The organism is Symplocastrum torsivum, from assembly GCF_059505465.1.
Genome location: NZ_JCACKQ010000029.1, coordinates 35,477 through 51,749 on the forward strand (window position 1 = coordinate 35,477; position 16,273 = coordinate 51,749).

Genomic DNA, 16,273 nt, shown 5'->3' on the forward strand with positions numbered 1-16,273 from the left:
AATCCTGCATTTATCACTCATTACCCAAGAAGAAATTATTAGGGAACTAATCATGCTAAGAAGATCGTTTTTCAAAAGAGCGTCTTTATTCGTCTTATCGTTGACAGCTGCTAAAGTTTTGGCAAGTTGTGCTTCAAATCCAACCAATTCCAACCAAACTACAGCGGCTAATTCACCAACCAGCGACCCGCAAGAACTAACATTTGGCATCATTTCTACAGAATCTCAAGCCAACCAAAAGCCAAAATGGGAACCATTCGTGGCTGCCATGTCCAAGGAAATTGGCATACCAGTGAAGGCGTTTTATGTAACTCAGTACTCTGGTGTTATTGAGGGGATGCGCTTCAAGAAAGTCGATGTAGCATGGCTTGGAGGAAAATCCTACATAGAGGCAGCTAAAACGGCTGACGCTGAAGCCTTTGCCTATATGCTTACTGACAAAGGCGAAGAAGGTTACTACAGCCACTTAATCACCAACAAAGACAATTCAATTGCTACTGAAGCAAAAGCGATGGGTGGCGACAAGTATGTTGTCCAGAATGCTAAAAATTTAACGTTCGCTTTTAACGATCCTGAATCAACATCTGGCTTCTTAGTGCCAAGCTATTATGTTTTTGCATCCAATAATGTTAACCCTAAAGAAGCTTTTAAAAAGCTGTTTTTTGCAGGCTCTCATGAAGCAACTGGTATGGCTGTAGCCAGCAACAAAGTGGATGTTGCTACCAACAGCAGTGAAGCTCTAATCAACTTGGAAGAAAGCAATCCAGAAGCACGAAAAAAAATTGAGGTAATTTGGACTTCTCCCCTAATCCCTAGTGACCCTATCGCTTACCGCAAAGACTTGCCAGACGGGTTGAAGGAGAAAATTCGTAACTTTTTTTACAACTACAAAGAGAAATCAGTTCTGGAACCTTTACAGTCTTCCGGATTTAAAGCAACTGACGATAAGCGTTGGAATACTATTCGAGAACTTGAGTATGCCAAAGATCTTCTTGAACTAGAGGCGAACAAAGAGATAAAGCCAGCCGAGAAAGAACAAAAAATGGCTGAGCTTAAGAAAGAATTAGAGGCATTGAAAGCGGCTAAGTAAACTTCAGTTCAAGCCTCTAACCCCTTCAAATACAGGAATGGGTGACTTTTTTATCATCAGAAAAACTTCTTCTCCTGCGGATGAATCCAGTATGCACGGATATCCTCAAAATTTAGAGACTTCCAGTGATTATCCAAACTCTCCTTCTCCGGCTGTGAAGGAAATGTTGGAGGCAGAGGGAAAGCGAATCACTACGGTGCGCTGGCTGTATCTATTAGCAGCTGTAGCGATACTAATTACCTCTTATCTCCAAAGCGAGATTAATCCGTTGGGACTGTTCCAAGACAGTCAAAATATGAGTACCTATCTTGCCTCATATTTTCCACCGGATTTTTCCTACTGGCGCACCTATCTTGCCGATACGCTGATTACCCTTTCGATGGGAATTTGGGGCACTTTACTGGCAGCTGTAGTGGCGGTGCCTATCTCGGTATTAGCATCGGAAAATATCAGTCCTGTCTGGATCGTTCAACCCACACGCCGCATCATGGATGCGATGCGTGCCATCGATCCAATGGTTTTTGCTCTAGTATTTGTCTCAGCGGTTGGTCTTGGTCCCTTTGCTGGGGTTTTAGCGTTGTTTGTTAATACTACTGGAACTCTAGGCAAGCTCTTTTCTGAGGCAGTTGAGGCGATTGAGCCAGGACCAGTAGAGGGCATCCGCGCTACTGGTGCTGGCAAAGTTCAAGAAATTCTGTTTGGCGTTTTACCGCAAGTAATGCCCTTGTGGACATCCTTTACTCTATACCGTTTTGAAGCAAATGTTCGTTCAGCTTCTGTACTAGGAATTGTTGGCGCAGGAGGAATTGGTGTATCTCTCTATCAAAGTTTTGGAGCATTTGACTACGGGAAGGTTTGTACCATTTTACTCATCCTTGTAGCAGCTACGACTTTGATTGACACGCTCTCTGCTAAGGTGCGTAATCAGTTGGTTTGAGGTGTAGCTTCTAGAAACATTTTCAAACTCTACTACCAAGCTGCTATTTGCACTTAAAATAATATCTGCTTGATAGAAATAGCCTGAGTCAGTTTCAAAGCGTGTTCTCAAACACTAATTCCATGCGATCGCCTCGAAAACGAGTCACTCCATATTGAATAATTCTGCCATGCTGATCCACATTAACGGACTCTGCTAGAAGAATTGGATGATTTAGGGGGAACTCAAGGAGTCGCGCATCTTGCCGCTTAACCAGGCGAGCCGAAATTCGCGTACTCCGACGAATGTGGTCACAGTTGTAGATTTCACGCAACATTTGGGAGATAGAACGGGCTTGTTGACAATGAATCAGAATGTCAGGGAATAGGGATAAGGGAAAGTAACTGGTTGAGACACTAATTGGCTGATCATCTGCTAAACCGAGTCGTTCACTTAGTCCAACTGGGCTTCCTATCTTTATTTCAAGGGCTTCAGCAACAGCTGATTTTGCAGGAATCTCAAGCGATCGCAATACTTTAAAACTCGCTTCGTGACCTTGAGCCTTGAGGGTTTCGTTATATCGCACTCGCTTACCAATGGGGTAGCGGATTACCGCGTTGGCGATAAAAGTACCGCGACCTTGGTCAACCAGTAACAGACCTTCAGACTTCAGCAAACTGATGGCTCGGCGCAGAGTATGACGATTGACACCGAAGCGGAGTGAAAGTTGTTGTTCTGTCGGCAGTTTATCCCCAGCCTTATAGATACCGTCATTAATGTTTTGACGCAGTTCATCAGCAATCTGTACATAAACCGGATTTTCAGAGTTGTTCGCCATCTTTAATCTTTTACAAAAAAAATTTATTGGAAATTTTTAAGAGACGCGGTATAGTTAGGTGACATTGATTTGTATAGACATCTATACAAATATACAATTGGTTGAGTCTTTCAGGACAAAAGGCTGGGTATGAACTCTCCCAAAGAAAGACAGTTATGGATGGCAACACTAGCCAAGGCTCCCCTAGAACAATTGGCAAAAGCTGTGGGCGCTTTGGGTGAATTGCCGAGTTATCAACAGTTGCGTCCACCAGAAATTGGTTTAGCGATGGTACGAGGTCGTGCGGGTGGCACAGGTCAGCCGTTCAACTTAGGTGAGATGACGATAACGCGCTGTGTGGTGCGGATCGACATTCAACACCAAGAGTCGAGCGTTGGTTTTGGTTACGTGGCGGGGCGATCACGTCAACACGCCGAACTCGCTGCTGTCTGTGATGCCCTAATGCAGTTACCCAGTTGGAGAGATAAAGTCCAAACTCACGTCATCGAACCGCTACAAGCGATCGCTGCTCACCACCAAGACATCCATAAACGCCAAACGGCAGCAACAAAAGTGAACTTCTTTACCTTGGTTAGGGGGGAATGAGTGATGATTCAAGTTCCTCAACTACCTGGTTTTAAAAACCCTGTTCATGACGCACAAACCACATTCCGCAACCTACTGGAAGCCCTCGCGAATCCTGGTAGTCAACATCAAATTACTGCTTTAGTTGAAGCACCAGCGGGGTTAAATTCAGCTTGTGCCGCTGCCTGCCTGACGCTATTAGATCTAGAAACTCAGGTTTGGTTGCAACCCACTATTGAAGAGGAAGTAAAAAATTGGTTGTTGTTCCATAGTGGCTGTGAATTTACTACGAAGCCAAATACAGCGAATTTCGCCATTATTAACCACTGGCAATCTATGCCTTCTTTATCTGTCTTTAATCAAGGCACAGATGAAGAGCCTGAAGCTTCAACGACGTTATTGATACAGGTGGAAAACTTTGAATCGGGTAAACCAGTAAATCTGAGTGGGCCTGGGATTGAGAAAACGCGATCGCTTACCGTTCACAGTCTAAACTCTGCTTTCTGGGAGGGTTTAACCAACAATATCCACAATTATCCCTTAGGGGTCGATATCTTTCTTTTCACTAGAAATACCGTCGTAGGTTTACCCCGCACCACAAGAGCAAACAGGAATAAATCGTTGAAGATTTAAACCAACCTTCAACCTTCAACTTCCAAACCTTCAACCTTCCAACTTTTTAATATGCCTTATGTAGCCGTTAAAGGTGGAGAACAAGCGATCGCCAATGCAGAAACCTTACTGCAATCTCAGCGTCGGGGCGATCCTTCTATCCCAGAAATCTCTGTAGATCAGATTGAACAACAGCTAGCGCTGGCTGTAGACCGAGTGATGTGTGAAGGAAGTCTATACGACCGAGAATTAGCAGCACTGGCAATTAAGCAATCACGCGGGGATTTAGTGGAAGCCATCTTCTTATTACGTGCTTATCGCACAACCTTACCGCGTTTCTACTTCAGTGAGCCGATAGATACAAGCTCGATGAACATTCATCGTCGCATTTCGGCAATATTCAAAGACGTTCCAGGGGGTCAATGTCTCGGTCCTACCTTTGATTACACTCACCGATTAATTGACTTCAAACTAGCAGCAGAAGGCGATGTCCCAATTGCCACCCAACAAGACTATGAAGAGGAAGCGACACCAAGGGTCATTGATACGTTAGACCAAGAAGGGCTGATACAGGATGAAATCGCCGATGATAGTCAGCCAGTATTTGACCTCACCCGCGAACCCATGACCTTTCCTGCTAGTCGTGATGCGCGGCTGCAAAATTTAGCAAGGGCTGATGAAGGTTTTTTGCTCTCTCTCGCCTATTCCACTCAACGTGGTTATGGGAGAAATCATCCCTTTGCGGGTGAAATTCGCATGGGGGAGGTGGAGGTGGTGATTTGTCCGGAAGAGTTGGGATTTGAAGTAGCGATCACAGATATCACCATTACTGAAGTGCAAATGGTGAATCAATTCACTGGAAATAAAGAAATGCCGCCGCAATTTACACGCGGCTACGGATTGACGTTTGGACACAACGAACGCAAAGCCATGTCGATGGCGATGGTCGATCGAGCGATGCGTGCTGAAGAGTTTGGGGAAGAATCTCTCTCACCCGCGCAAAACATTGAGTTTGTGATGTACCACTCCGATAACGTTGAGGCGCAGGGTTTTGTGCAGCATTTAAAACTACCGCATTACATCGACTTTCAAGCCGAACTGAGTTTGGTGCGAAAAATGCGACAAGAGCAGTCAGGAGTCAGGAGTCAGAAGTCAGAAGCCAGCAATCAAGAAAGCGGTACATCAAACACTGTTAAACGCCAAGCTCCCCAACTTCTTCAAGAAGTCGGGGAGATGAACAGCCCAAGTTTGTAACTTAAAGGATTGCTAGAGTCATGCTTAATCCTGATACGGACAACGGACAACAAACAACAGACGAAGTTGGTTTCAACTTTGCCTACCTGGATGAGCAAACGAAACGCTCAATTCGTCGCTCATTACTCAAAGCAGTTGCCATTCCCGGACATCAAATCCCATTTGGTTCTAGAGAGATGCCGATGTCTTATGGTTGGGGTACGGGTGGCATCCAGGTTACAGCATCAATCATTGGCAAAAAAGATGTATTAAAAGTCATCGATCAAGGGGCAGATGACACGACCAATGCCGTTAACATTCGCCGTTTCTTTGGCAGAGTCTGCGGCATTGAGACAACAGAAAGCACTCTTGAAGCAACTATTATTCAAACCCGCCATCGCATTCCAGAAACGCCTCTACGAGACGGGCAAATTATGGTTTATCAGGTGCCGATTCCTGAACCTTTGCGCTGGTTGCAGCCTTCCCAGACCGAAACCCGCAAAATGCACGCCTTAGAAGAATACGGGGTGATGTACGTAAAGCTCTACGAAGACATTACTCAGCATGGTCATATCGCCACCTCCTATGACTATCCCGTAATGGTGCATGACCGATATTTGATGAGTCCTAGCCCTATCCCTCGGTTTGATAATCCCAAGATGAATATGAGTCCTGCTCTACAACTGTTTGGAGCTGGACGAGAAAAACGGATTTATGCAATTCCACCTTATACAAACGTAAAGAGCTTGGATTTTGAGGACTATCCTTTCACCGTTGAAAGCTGGGATAAATTCTGCGAGTTTTGCGGTTCAAAAGATAGTTATTTAGATGAAGTTGTACTGGATAACCAAGGCAACCGGATGTGGATTTGCTCGGATACTGACTACTGCAATCAGCATAAGTCATCTATTGCAAATCAAAATGGACGACAAAAAACGAACAACGGGCATAAAGCTGATAGTTAATGATGAAATCTTTACTGACTGTTCATCAACTGCAAAAGAGCTTTGGTTCAATACAAGCCTGTGACAATGTCTCTTTTGATCTTTATCCTGGTCAAGTCCTTGGTATTGTTGGGGAATCGGGTTCTGGTAAAACCACGCTGCTCAATTGTCTTGCCGGTCATATAGCAGTCGATACAGGAGCGATCACTTATCGTAGCCGTAACGATGAGCTTTTAGAGTTATCCAAGCTTTCCGAAATTCGTCAACGCCAATTGATGCGAACAGAATGGGGCTTTGTCCATCAAAACCCTCGTGATGGTCTGCGGATGCGGGTGAGTGCAGGGGCGAATATAGGCGATCGCTTAATGGATATTGGGGCACGTCACTACGGCAATATTCGCGCCAATGCCATGCACTGGCTGACTCAAGTAGAAATTGACTCAAACCGGATCGATGCGCTACCCAGCACCTTCTCTGGAGGAATGCAGCAACGCTTGCAACTGGCGCGTGTATTGGTCAGTCAACCACGTTTGGTGTTAATGGATGAGCCAACGGGCGGTTTAGATGTGTCTGTGCAAGCCCGGTTGCTGGATTTGATTCGGAATTTAGTCCGAAATCTGCATCTGAGTGTCATCCTGGTAACCCACGACATTGGGGTGGTGAGACTGCTAGCCCATCGCCTGATCGTGATGCAAAAAGGGCAAATCGTGGAACAGGGACTCACCGATCAGGTTTTGGACGATCCACGTCATCCCTACACCCAATTGCTTGTCAGCGCGACGCTAATCCCATAAGAAGGTTGGAATCATGCAAACTGCGATCGCCACAGACATAGAAACTCTCCTCAAAGCCGAAAACCTTAAGAAGGGCTTTACCTTGCACACTCAAAATGGAATTCATTTATCTGTTTTGTCAAACCTCTCGTTGGTGGTGAAAGCGGGTGAATGTGTTGCTCTGACAGGTGCAAGTGGTTCTGGTAAATCTACCTTGATGCGCTGTCTGTATGGGAATTATCGAGTGGATAGTGGCTCGATTTGGGTCAAACACGGGGGTGACTGGGTGGATTTAACTCGCACCGAACCGCATCAGCTACTGGCTATCCGTCAGACCACAATTGGCTATGTCAGTCAGTTTCTGCGAGTCATCCCACGAGTCCCTGCTTTAGATGTAGCCGCTGAACCCCTACTGGAACTAGGCATGGAGCTAAATGAGGCTCGTGAAAAAGCTGCCCAAATGTTTGCCCGTTTAAATCTACCAGAGCGTTTGTGGAGTGTTTCACCAACCACTTTTTCGGGAGGGGAAAAACAACGAGTTAATATTGCCCGTGCATTGTTGGTCAATTATCCGATTCTGTTATTGGATGAACCAACTTCGGCTTTAGATGCAACAAACGCCTCTGTTGTGATTGGCTTGCTCCAAGAATGCAAAGCAGCAGGTTGCGCCATAATTGGCATTTTTCATGATGAAGAGGTACTTACACAAGTCTGCGATCGCCAACTCAGTTTTGGAAGTAGTCATTAACCCTTAGCCATCAGCACTATGGATGAGCAAATTTATACTAATTATCGTCTCCAACTCCCCAATGAAGAGGTTGTTGGCACCCTTGTCGTTAGAGATGGTTTAATTGCTGATATTCAGCCCGATGTAACGTTCATAGGTCAAGATGGTCAGGGCGATTATTTAATGCCAGGGCTGATTGAACTTCATACTGACAATTTAGAACGATGTATGTCTCCTCGTCCTGGGATTCAATGGCCAATGGAGTCGGCTGTTGTGTTTCACGACAGGCAGTTAGTTAGTGCCGGGGTAACGACAGTTTTTGATGCGATCGCACTTGGCGATGTCTTCCCTGGTTCTCTCCGGATGACTCATTTCGGTGGGATGATTGATGCTTTACATCAAGGACAACTAGCAGGTCGTTTTGCTGCTGACCATCGGCTACATTTACGATGTGAAGTTTCTTACAAAGATGTTGTTTCTATTACAGAAGAGTATATAGATAATCCCCTGTTATCACTAATTTCTCTAATGGATCATACTCCCGGTCAGCGTCAGTTTGTCAATATTGAAAAGTACAAGCAATATTACACGGGTAAACACGGAGTTCCTCTATCTGAAATGGATGCCTTTATTCAACGAAGGCAGCTAGAACAACAGCAGTATGGGGAGAAAAATACGGCTAGTTTAGTTCAGCTGGTAAAGTCGAAAAACGTTGCGATCGCGAGTCACGATGATGCAACAATAGCTCATGTCCAAGAAGCCATAGAAAACGGAGCAATGATTGCCGAATTCCCCACAACTCTAGAAGCCGCTGCTGAAGCAAACAAACAGGGCTTAAAAATTTTGATGGGCGCACCCAATATTGTCCTCGGTCGGTCTCACTCTGGCAACATCTCAGCAATGGAGTTAGTACAAAGGAATCAGGTAGATATCTTTTCGTCAGATTACGCCCCTCATAGCCTTCTACAAGCGGTTTTTAACATCGCGCAAAAGATGGCTAAACCGCTTTATCAAAGTATTAAGTTAGTTGCCACTAACCCAGCCAAAGCTGTGAATCTACTTCATGACCGAGGAAGTCTTGAAGTAGGCAAACGAGCTGACCTAATTACTGTACATGATGATGGAGTTGTGCCTCGTTTAACTTCAGTCATGGTTCAGGGGCATCGTGTAGCTTGATAGAGGATTGAGAACTGGGTTAATAATTTTTATCTTCTTTTAAAAAGCCAGTGATAGTTATCTAACAACTGACAACTAACAAGGGAAAACTGCTTAAATGCTAGAGAAACCAACGGCTATTCAGGGAGCAGATGTGCTGACATCGCTCGGCTGGTTAAAAGACACTACAGTAGTCATCGAGGAGGGTAGGTTTGTCAGTATTGAACCACTTACCAGCCCTAAGGGAGCTACATTAGTTGATGCTCGTGGATTGCAAATGTTACCGGGCATTATTGATTTACACGGTGATGCCTTTGAACGGATGATCAGTCCACGTCCGGGAATTAGCTTTCCTCTACCAATGGCGATCGCAGAAAATGACTGCAACCTAATCGCAGCAGGAATTACTACATTCTTTTATTCGATTACTGACTCCTACGAACCCGGGTTAAGAAGCCGAGATATGGCTCGACAAATCATTGAGTTTATCGGAGAAAAAAATCAACAATCTCTCAGCTGCGACAGTCGCATTCATATCCGGCATGAACAAGCCAATATTGAAGGACATGAGGAGTTATGTGGTTGGTTAGAAGCAGGGCAAATCGATTTACTCTCACTGAATGATCATCTGCCACCAAGGGACAATGAGAAGAAACTCGTTCGACATTTCAAATCATTGCGGCTTCGCTTCACGATGTCAGAAACGGAAATGAGAGCGTTAGTGGAGCGGATGCAATCAGCGAGAGAGCAAGGAAGCCCGCAGGTAGAGCAACTGGTTGCAATTGCTCACAAGTATGAAATTCCTATTGCTTCCCACGATGATGATACAGAGGAAAAAGTAGCGTTGAGTGCAAAGCGTGGAATTGCGATCGCGGAGTTTCCCGCCACGATTGATTTGGCAGCCAAGTCCCGTAATTTTGGTGCTGCTGTATTGATGGGTGCCCCTAATCTAGTCAGAGGTGGCTCTCATGTTGGGTATATGAGTGTTGCTGATGCTGTCCAGAAGGGCGTTTTAGATGCTCTTTGCTCAGACTATCATTATCCTTCTCTGTTTCATGCCCCCTTCAAGCTTGCGGAGTTGGGCTTAATGGCATTTGAACAAGCTTGGGAGCTAGTTTCCCTCCTACCTGCTACGGCTGCGGGAATTGGGGACTCACCAACGTCTTCACAGAACACTTTCCGCAAAGGCAGGATTGCTATAGGTTGGGATGCCGATTTTCTCCTAATTACTCCTGGTAACTCTTTACCCTCTGCCATTACTGGCGTCTATGTAGCTGGACAAGAAGTAGCTCGCTATGCCTGAAAAGCTTGGGTAATGGGTAATTGGTAATTGGTTTTCTCTCTATCACCTATCACCTATCACCTATTCCTCATAATCGCTATGAAACCAAACCTTGAAGAAATTACTAACCTATTAACTCAAAAGGGAACGGCAATGTATGGTCGAGAAGCCGTCAGCCAGCTAGAACACGCTTTACAATGTGCAACTCTTGCGGAGTTAGGAGGTGAAAGTAATGAGATAATTACCGCTTGCTTACTCCACGATTTTGGGCATTTAATCCACAATCTAGGAGAGCAAGCGGCAGATGAGGGGATTGACGACCGACATGAGTATCGTGCTATTCCATATTTACGTAGTCTTTTTGCCGAGAGTGTCACTGAACCAATCCGTTTGCATGTTGATGCCAAACGCTATCTCTGTTTTGTAAGCAAAGACTATTGGGCAACACTATCAGCTGCTTCTAAAAAAAGTTTGGAGTTACAAGGGGGAATTTTTTCAAGCGTAGAGGCAGAGGCTTTTATTAATCAGCCTCACGCTAAAGAAGCAGTGCAGTTAAGGATTTGGGATGACCAAGCTAAAGTTCCGGGTAAGATGACTCCCAACCTGGCTCACTTTACTTCGATAATGGCAGCTTGTGTGTTACGAATCTAGCGATTCGGGTGGCGAGACTTGAAGATGTGCCGACGCTGATTCATCTGCATTCCGAGATGGATGGAGCGCTACCCTTACCCATAGAGCAAGCGCAGCGAATCTTTACAGAAATGAGCAATGTTCCTGATTACCAATGAATTTTAAAAAAATCACTCACGTTATTTATGACCTTGACGGCTTGCTCCTTGACACAGAACCCTTACATCTACTGATGATCCAAAAAATTGTCAGTCGCTATGGGAAAGTTTTCGATCCGTCTATCCAATCTAAATTTGCTGGTAGGAACGCTTTAGATTCAGCACGAATTTTGGTTGAGGTGCTAGCCCTGCCGATTACTGCTCAAGCTTTTTTAGAGGAAAGAGAAGTCTTTTTGGATCAGCTACTTCCCCAAGCCAAACCACTTCCAGGTGCTATTCGTCTAACTAAACATCTCCACTACCATCAGATTCCGCAAGCTGTAGCAACGAGTTCTGCGCGTCGTCCATTTCGCCTTAAAACCACTCACTATCAAGAATGGTTTGCTCTGTTTGATTGTATTGTCTTGGGAGACGATCCCACTCTGAAACAAGGAAAACCAGCACCAGATATTTTCTTGCTCGCCGCACAACGCCTTGGAGCCAGTCCTAAAGAATGTCTTGTTTTTGAAGATGCACACGCCGGGATGGAAGCGGCACTTGCAGCAGGAATGTCGGTTATTGTTGTTCCTCACGCCGGTGTAGATAAACAACTGTACCGAGGAGCCAGCCAAATTCTCGACTCATTGACAGATTTTGATCCTCAGCTGTGGCAATTGCCTTAATAGTGAGACTCCGACCAACTTAAATCGTACAAGCAATCATGCAAAGCTTATGGAGGTACTTGATGGATGGAGTTGTCGAAGCGGTGCATAGAAGTGCATTGCATACGATGAAAAAGCATGAGCAGCTGAGTATCAACCTTCTCACAGGGTTAGGAGTTGAGGGGGACGCACACATGGGGGACACGGTGAAGCATCGTTCGCGGGTAGCTGTTGATCCGAATCAACCTAATCTCCGTCAAGTACATCTAATCCATTCTGAGCTGTACGACGAACTCCGTGCCAAGGGGTTTACTGTGTATGCAGGCGAGATGGGAGAGATGTCAGATAACAAATTATTTGTCGCTGTTAACACATTAGTGTCGTTAATCCAAAAACCTTTCAAATCTTTTACGATAGGGGCTTTGGGCTAAGTAACATTTTGGTAGGAATTCCTCTGCAACCGATAAATTGTTTTAACTTCAGCTTTTCTTTATCCAGATATATCTAGGGTTTGGTAGTGATAGAAGCGCCCAACGACAACAATTTGTTAAGACGACAAATAATATGTTATTCGACAGTCACCTCAGGCAGAAGTTAGTTGAATCAAATTGTCATTATTCACTACGCTGATTTCCACTCTCAAACACTCAGTAAAACCACGATTTCCCTTGATTATCAACAGCAATTTTTTGAAAGTTAAGCGAAGAATAACTCAATTACTGATTGGCTAACTAGTGAGACAATCAGGGTTATTTTATTTAATACTTTCGGTCTTCACTTCCATGAGCGCCTGGTACACAAGGGGTGGAAGCGCATTTTGCTATTAGTAACGACCCTGGTTCTAGTGCTAGCGGCGGTAAGGTGCAAAAGGCAAAAGAAGCAAGACGCTAATTATTACAAAAATCAGCGTCTTTCATGTAATATGTTTTTTATGTAGCATTTAGCTGAAAGGAGCAGCTCCACCAGCATCTTATAAATTGAAGTTTTGGTTCAGATTGAAACGACGGGAAATCTTTTCAAAAATCTAGAACCAAGCAAAGCCAACTCGCGTTGTGATTTTTAGTTTATCACAAGGCTGGAGCTTTGTATGCATTTTCGAGTCACCTCAGAATCAATCAAGAAAATGTGGCAACAGCTTAAGCTATTTCTTCTAATTTTTAAGTGAGTCAGGGTTTTGCAAAACCCTTACAACTTAAAGCAGTCACCACACCATTACAACATTCCCACAGTAATTTTTCTATAGCGAGACTGCAACCCACTCAGGGATAAAAGAAGAAAAATCTTTGGCTGAGCCACACCTATACAAAAGGTTTCAGCCCCATGACAAGTACAAGTAATCAGAATCGAAGCACAGCGCAATCCTTTCTAGAGTTTGACCAAGAGCAAGCCAATCAGCAACTCGAATTATTGGGCTATAGACCTGGCGACAAAATCTATCTCACAGCATTCTTCCCTAAAAATGATGCCAGAAGCCCCGAAGACAAAGGCAGGAAATCAAATCGGCTCAATGGCAAGGAAGTAGAGCGCTGGCAGAAGGAAGGTCGTGGTGTCTACTTTGTTGTCAACGGAGGTGGACACAAAGCCGACGAAGTAACCAGTTGCCGCGCCATCTTCTATGAACACGACACCCTTGACAAAGAAAATCAACTACTGCTGTGGGAGACACTAGGCTTACCAGAACCGACTTTTCAGGTTGATACGGGCGGAAAGTCCATCCACTCCTACTGGGTATTAGAGAACCCGACTAACCCAGACGAGTGGAAGAAATTACAAACCGACTTACTGGAGTTTGCCGATGCAGATCGCTCACTCAAAAATCCTAACCGAGTGATGAGGCTTGCTGGAGCTTGGCACCTGACGGGTAATGGCACAGTGAATCGAAGCCAAATAATCACCAGTAGTGGTAAGCGCTATACCTTTGAAGAATTAAGGGCGATAATCCCCGCCTGTGAAGTTGCACCAATTGAAACACCCATTCCCTACAGACCTAGCCCTCAGACCAACTCGGAGTGGACTGAGCGGGAATGGGCGTTATCTTATCTAAATGCTTTATCAAGCTATCGAGCTGATGATTATGATGATTGGCTAGCCGTTGGGATGACACTTCATTCAGTTGATGATTCCCTTTTAACTGAGTGGGACAACTGGAGTCGCCAATCGCCCAAATATACTCCGGGTTGCTGTGACAAGAAATGGAAGTCATTCAAGAGCCAGGGAGTTTCGCTCGGCACACTGGGACACATGGCAAAACAAGATGGATGGCGAACACCTTTTGAAAAGGCATCAGGACGTGGTTATAGCGGTGGAATCGGCTCCGGTAGTAGACCCTCTAACTTGGGTAGCTCCAATGGGGATGGTAGAGATGGAGGCAATGGCAATGATACTAAGGCTGTCCTCCCCCCTAGTATTCAGGAGCTAACCTCCTCTGAAGTAAAAAAACTGATCGCTGAAATTATTAAGCAAGGCTTGGATGGAGCTGAATTAAGGACAGCACTTAATGAAATAAGCCACTTTACCCCTTGGCGTGTAGACCAACTCTACAAGCTCCATCAACAAAAATCAGAGGATATCGAGCGTGTTGAACTCAGGGATAATACCCGCGAACAGCTTGAATCCTTGTTGAGTGCCAGCAACGCCTCGTTAGACTTACACCAATTCTTGCACCCCAACCTGGCTAAACCCTTACTACGTCTATCATCTCGGTTGAGCCTCAAGCCGGAAGTGTACCTAACGACTCTGCTGACAGTAGCGTCATCCTTGCATCATCCCCAGACTCGAATTTGGTTAAGCAAGGAGGATGACTTTGACCAACCAGCGGGATTATATAGTGGCATCGTTGCCGAGACTTCCCAGAAGAAATCTCCTGTCCTAAAAGCGTTCGCAACAAAGCCGTTGAAGGTGCTGCAAGCTGAAGAAAAGCATTTCTTTGAGCAGAAGTTAAAGGCTTACTATTATGCGCTGGAGGATTGGGAGAAACTCCCGCCAGAACAGAAGAGGGAGCTAGACCCCCCAGTTAAGCCGGAAAGAGCTGTCTTGTACTTCACAAAAACCACTGGGGAGGGGTTAGAGTATCAAGCCGCTCGTCAACCGCAACAAGGAATGCTTTACCTTAGCGACGAGTTACCCGCAATCATTAATAACCAAAACAAGTACACCAACGGTAAGGGTTCTGACAGGCAAGACCTTCTTTCTTATTACGATGCCACAGCCAACACAACCCTAAGAGCCGATGGTATTAAGTCGGAACTGGATAGTATTCTGCTGGCAATTCTTGGTGGTGTCCAACCCCAAGTTCTTCAAGCCTTACTGAACAACTGCGAGGATAACGATGGCAACTGGGCGCGGTTTCTCTTTGTCAATCAACCTAGTGTTGCGGGAAGGTTACACGCCGATGGTGGACGAGTTGACCTAACAGGGTTATTGGTTGACCTTTACCGAAAAATCCGAGCGCTGCCGACTGTCGAGTATACCCTAAGCCCTGAAGCCTTTAAAGTTTTCCAGCAAGCTTATAACCGTTACGAGCAGAATCGAGTTAACGACCCTTTAGTCGGAATGAAATCGGTTTGGGGCAAGAGCGAAGGACGGGTAGGACGGTTAGCCCTCAACCTTCACGTCATTAACTCATTAGCCAATAGCGAGACTCCCAGTCAGGAAATTGAAGCAGACACAATCAAACGTGCAATTGCTTTGACAGATTACTATGCCATGCAGGTCAAGGCAATTTACACCGAATTTAGTGATTCAGATGCCCTCGCCCCTCATCTGGCTAAAGTCATCGAGATGAGTCTCAAGCGTATTCCTTCAAAATCTCAGGGGTGGCTAAAAGCCAGTGATGTTTATCTGTCGATTACCAAGGCAAAGCGCCCAACGGGTGAGAAAGTGCGGCTGTGGTTCTCTGAATTGGTGACTTTGGGCAAAGGTGAGGTGAAGGGAGTAGGACGCTCTCTCTTATTCCGTGCTTTTAGTCCTGATACCCCACCGTTAGTGAAATTAGACAAATTAGACACCCAATTAGACATTTTGTCTAAACCTGAACCGACGCTATATCAAGTGGTTCAGGAGAAATTAGACAAATTAGACAAATTAGACAATTTTCAAAAAAACGTAATGGATGTTGAAACCATAGGGTTTGGGGCGGATTTAACCACTGAGTTTGAAAAAAATTCACTTTTAGATGAGTTGTCTAATTTGTCTAATTTCGCCCAGAGCGTAGAGCCTGAACAGGATGCAGCGTTAGACAATTTGTCTAATGAGTTGTCTAATTTAGACAAATTTACACCAGTGGAAGCGACCACCTCTGCCAGCCCTGTTGAGAATACGCCGGAAGCTACGGAAGTCGAGGTTATGGAGCTTTCCCCCCAACAATCGGAACTTCCTATCTATCAGCGTTTGGATGGTAACTACGAGGTGCAATCATCGGCATTAGACAAATTAGACGACTCATCCGTAACCACAACGGGAACGGCTAAGGTTGTGTCTAGTGCTGTTGGTGATGACGAATGGGTCCTCGGGGCTGTGGTTATTGTTGATGCGACTGACCTTCCTTCCAGTCTCGCAAGCTTTGACGGACATCAAGGTGTTGTTGAAGAGGTTAAGGTATCAAGCTGCTTGGTTCGCTTTGCTGGCGATGAGGTCATGCATATCCCCTTTCGTGGATTGAGGTTGGTAATTGAATGAAAACCAATTTGATTACGCGAACCTCTCCCATCA

General features: G+C 45.2%; 16 protein-coding genes. 15 read left to right on the plus strand and 1 reads right to left on the minus strand.

Annotated features, from left to right (window positions below; translation table 11 throughout):
- The first annotated feature begins 52 nt into the window (after positions 1-52).
- Together phnD and phnE are read left to right on the plus strand one after the other, a co-directional pair.
- On the plus strand, positions 53-1,090 hold the full coding sequence (gene phnD / locus AC5JL3_RS09920) for a phosphonate ABC transporter substrate-binding protein (RefSeq protein WP_496074333.1): 1,038 nt from the start codon (positions 53-55) through the stop codon (positions 1,088-1,090).
- Between the two features lie 37 nt (positions 1,091-1,127).
- Complete coding sequence (phnE, locus tag AC5JL3_RS09925) at positions 1,128-2,027, plus strand: phosphonate ABC transporter, permease protein PhnE (RefSeq protein ID WP_496074334.1); 900 nt, start codon at positions 1,128-1,130, stop codon at positions 2,025-2,027.
- A gap of 94 nt (positions 2,028-2,121) precedes the next feature.
- Here phnE and phnF read toward each other — a convergent pair whose 3' ends face one another.
- Entirely contained in the window at positions 2,122-2,844 is a 723-nt protein-coding gene (phnF, locus tag AC5JL3_RS09930; protein ID WP_496074335.1) for a phosphonate metabolism transcriptional regulator PhnF, read from the minus strand.
- Positions 2,845-2,973: 129 nt separating this feature from the next.
- Here phnF and phnG point away from each other — a divergent pair, with 129 nt between their 5' ends.
- The 13 genes from phnG (at position 2,974) to AC5JL3_RS09995 (ending at position 16,240) form a co-directional block, all read left to right on the plus strand.
- Positions 2,974-3,429 (plus strand): phosphonate C-P lyase system protein PhnG, encoded by a 456-nt coding sequence (phnG, locus tag AC5JL3_RS09935; protein ID WP_496074336.1) that lies wholly within the window; start codon positions 2,974-2,976, stop codon positions 3,427-3,429.
- Positions 3,430-3,432: 3 nt separating this feature from the next.
- Positions 3,433-4,041, plus strand: coding sequence for a phosphonate C-P lyase system protein PhnH (phnH, locus tag AC5JL3_RS09940; protein ID WP_496074337.1), 609 nt, complete (start codon positions 3,433-3,435; stop codon positions 4,039-4,041).
- 51 nt (positions 4,042-4,092) lie between these two features.
- Entirely contained in the window at positions 4,093-5,274 is a 1,182-nt protein-coding gene (locus AC5JL3_RS09945) for a carbon-phosphorus lyase complex subunit (RefSeq protein WP_496074338.1), read from the plus strand.
- Between the two features lie 20 nt (positions 5,275-5,294).
- Positions 5,295-6,218 carry an alpha-D-ribose 1-methylphosphonate 5-phosphate C-P-lyase PhnJ gene (locus AC5JL3_RS09950; RefSeq protein ID WP_496074339.1) on the plus strand — a complete coding sequence of 308 codons (924 nt, stop codon included), beginning with the start codon at positions 5,295-5,297 and terminating at the stop codon, positions 6,216-6,218.
- The gene (phnK, locus tag AC5JL3_RS09955) at positions 6,218-6,991 is read left to right on the plus strand and encodes a phosphonate C-P lyase system protein PhnK (protein WP_496074340.1); all 774 of its coding nucleotides are present in this window, start codon (positions 6,218-6,220) and stop codon (positions 6,989-6,991) included. The genes AC5JL3_RS09950 and phnK overlap by 1 nt, the downstream gene beginning before the upstream one ends.
- Before the next feature lie 13 nt (positions 6,992-7,004).
- The gene (gene phnL / locus AC5JL3_RS09960) at positions 7,005-7,718 is read left to right on the plus strand and encodes a phosphonate C-P lyase system protein PhnL (protein WP_496074341.1); all 714 of its coding nucleotides are present in this window, start codon (positions 7,005-7,007) and stop codon (positions 7,716-7,718) included.
- Positions 7,719-7,736: 18 nt separating this feature from the next.
- On the plus strand, positions 7,737-8,873 hold the full coding sequence (gene phnM / locus AC5JL3_RS09965) for a phosphonate metabolism protein PhnM (RefSeq protein WP_496074342.1): 1,137 nt from the start codon (positions 7,737-7,739) through the stop codon (positions 8,871-8,873).
- Positions 8,874-8,970: 97 nt separating this feature from the next.
- On the plus strand, positions 8,971-10,155 hold the full coding sequence (locus AC5JL3_RS09970) for an alpha-D-ribose 1-methylphosphonate 5-triphosphate diphosphatase (RefSeq protein WP_496074343.1): 1,185 nt from the start codon (positions 8,971-8,973) through the stop codon (positions 10,153-10,155).
- Between the two features lie 78 nt (positions 10,156-10,233).
- The gene (locus AC5JL3_RS09975; protein WP_496074344.1) at positions 10,234-10,785 is read left to right on the plus strand and encodes a phosphonate degradation HD-domain oxygenase; all 552 of its coding nucleotides are present in this window, start codon (positions 10,234-10,236) and stop codon (positions 10,783-10,785) included.
- Between the two features lie 8 nt (positions 10,786-10,793).
- A complete protein-coding gene (locus AC5JL3_RS09980) occupies positions 10,794-10,922 on the plus strand; it encodes a hypothetical protein (protein ID WP_496074345.1) in 129 nt (42 codons plus the stop codon).
- The gene (locus AC5JL3_RS09985; RefSeq protein ID WP_496074346.1) at positions 10,919-11,584 is read left to right on the plus strand and encodes an HAD-IA family hydrolase; all 666 of its coding nucleotides are present in this window, start codon (positions 10,919-10,921) and stop codon (positions 11,582-11,584) included. Before AC5JL3_RS09980 ends, AC5JL3_RS09985 begins: the two co-directional genes overlap by 4 nt.
- Before the next feature lie 38 nt (positions 11,585-11,622).
- The gene (locus tag AC5JL3_RS09990) at positions 11,623-11,994 is read left to right on the plus strand and encodes a hypothetical protein (protein WP_496074347.1); all 372 of its coding nucleotides are present in this window, start codon (positions 11,623-11,625) and stop codon (positions 11,992-11,994) included.
- Positions 11,995-12,883: 889 nt separating this feature from the next.
- A complete protein-coding gene (locus tag AC5JL3_RS09995) occupies positions 12,884-16,240 on the plus strand; it encodes a DUF3987 domain-containing protein (RefSeq protein ID WP_496074348.1) in 3,357 nt (1,118 codons plus the stop codon).
- Positions 16,241-16,273 lie beyond the last annotated feature (33 nt).

Bases quoted from the DNA above. Each gene is read 5' to 3' on its own strand.
- phnD (WP_496074333.1), top strand. From the start codon at position 53: ATGCTAAGAAGATCGTTTTTCAAAAGAGCGTCTTTATTCGTCTTATCG.
- phnE (WP_496074334.1), top strand. From the start codon at position 1,128: ATGGGTGACTTTTTTATCATCAGAAAAACTTCTTCTCCTGCGGATGAA.
- phnF (WP_496074335.1), bottom strand. From the start codon at position 2,844: ATGGCGAACAACTCTGAAAATCCGGTTTATGTACAGATTGCTGATGAA.
- phnG (WP_496074336.1), top strand. From the start codon at position 2,974: ATGAACTCTCCCAAAGAAAGACAGTTATGGATGGCAACACTAGCCAAG.
- phnH (WP_496074337.1), top strand. From the start codon at position 3,433: ATGATTCAAGTTCCTCAACTACCTGGTTTTAAAAACCCTGTTCATGAC.
- AC5JL3_RS09945 (WP_496074338.1), top strand. From the start codon at position 4,093: ATGCCTTATGTAGCCGTTAAAGGTGGAGAACAAGCGATCGCCAATGCA.
- AC5JL3_RS09950 (WP_496074339.1), top strand. From the start codon at position 5,295: ATGCTTAATCCTGATACGGACAACGGACAACAAACAACAGACGAAGTT.
- phnK (WP_496074340.1), top strand. From the start codon at position 6,218: ATGATGAAATCTTTACTGACTGTTCATCAACTGCAAAAGAGCTTTGGT.
- phnL (WP_496074341.1), top strand. From the start codon at position 7,005: ATGCAAACTGCGATCGCCACAGACATAGAAACTCTCCTCAAAGCCGAA.
- phnM (WP_496074342.1), top strand. From the start codon at position 7,737: ATGGATGAGCAAATTTATACTAATTATCGTCTCCAACTCCCCAATGAA.
- AC5JL3_RS09970 (WP_496074343.1), top strand. From the start codon at position 8,971: ATGCTAGAGAAACCAACGGCTATTCAGGGAGCAGATGTGCTGACATCG.
- AC5JL3_RS09975 (WP_496074344.1), top strand. From the start codon at position 10,234: ATGAAACCAAACCTTGAAGAAATTACTAACCTATTAACTCAAAAGGGA.
- AC5JL3_RS09985 (WP_496074346.1), top strand. From the start codon at position 10,919: ATGAATTTTAAAAAAATCACTCACGTTATTTATGACCTTGACGGCTTG.
- AC5JL3_RS09990 (WP_496074347.1), top strand. From the start codon at position 11,623: ATGCAAAGCTTATGGAGGTACTTGATGGATGGAGTTGTCGAAGCGGTG.
- AC5JL3_RS09995 (WP_496074348.1), top strand. From the start codon at position 12,884: ATGACAAGTACAAGTAATCAGAATCGAAGCACAGCGCAATCCTTTCTA.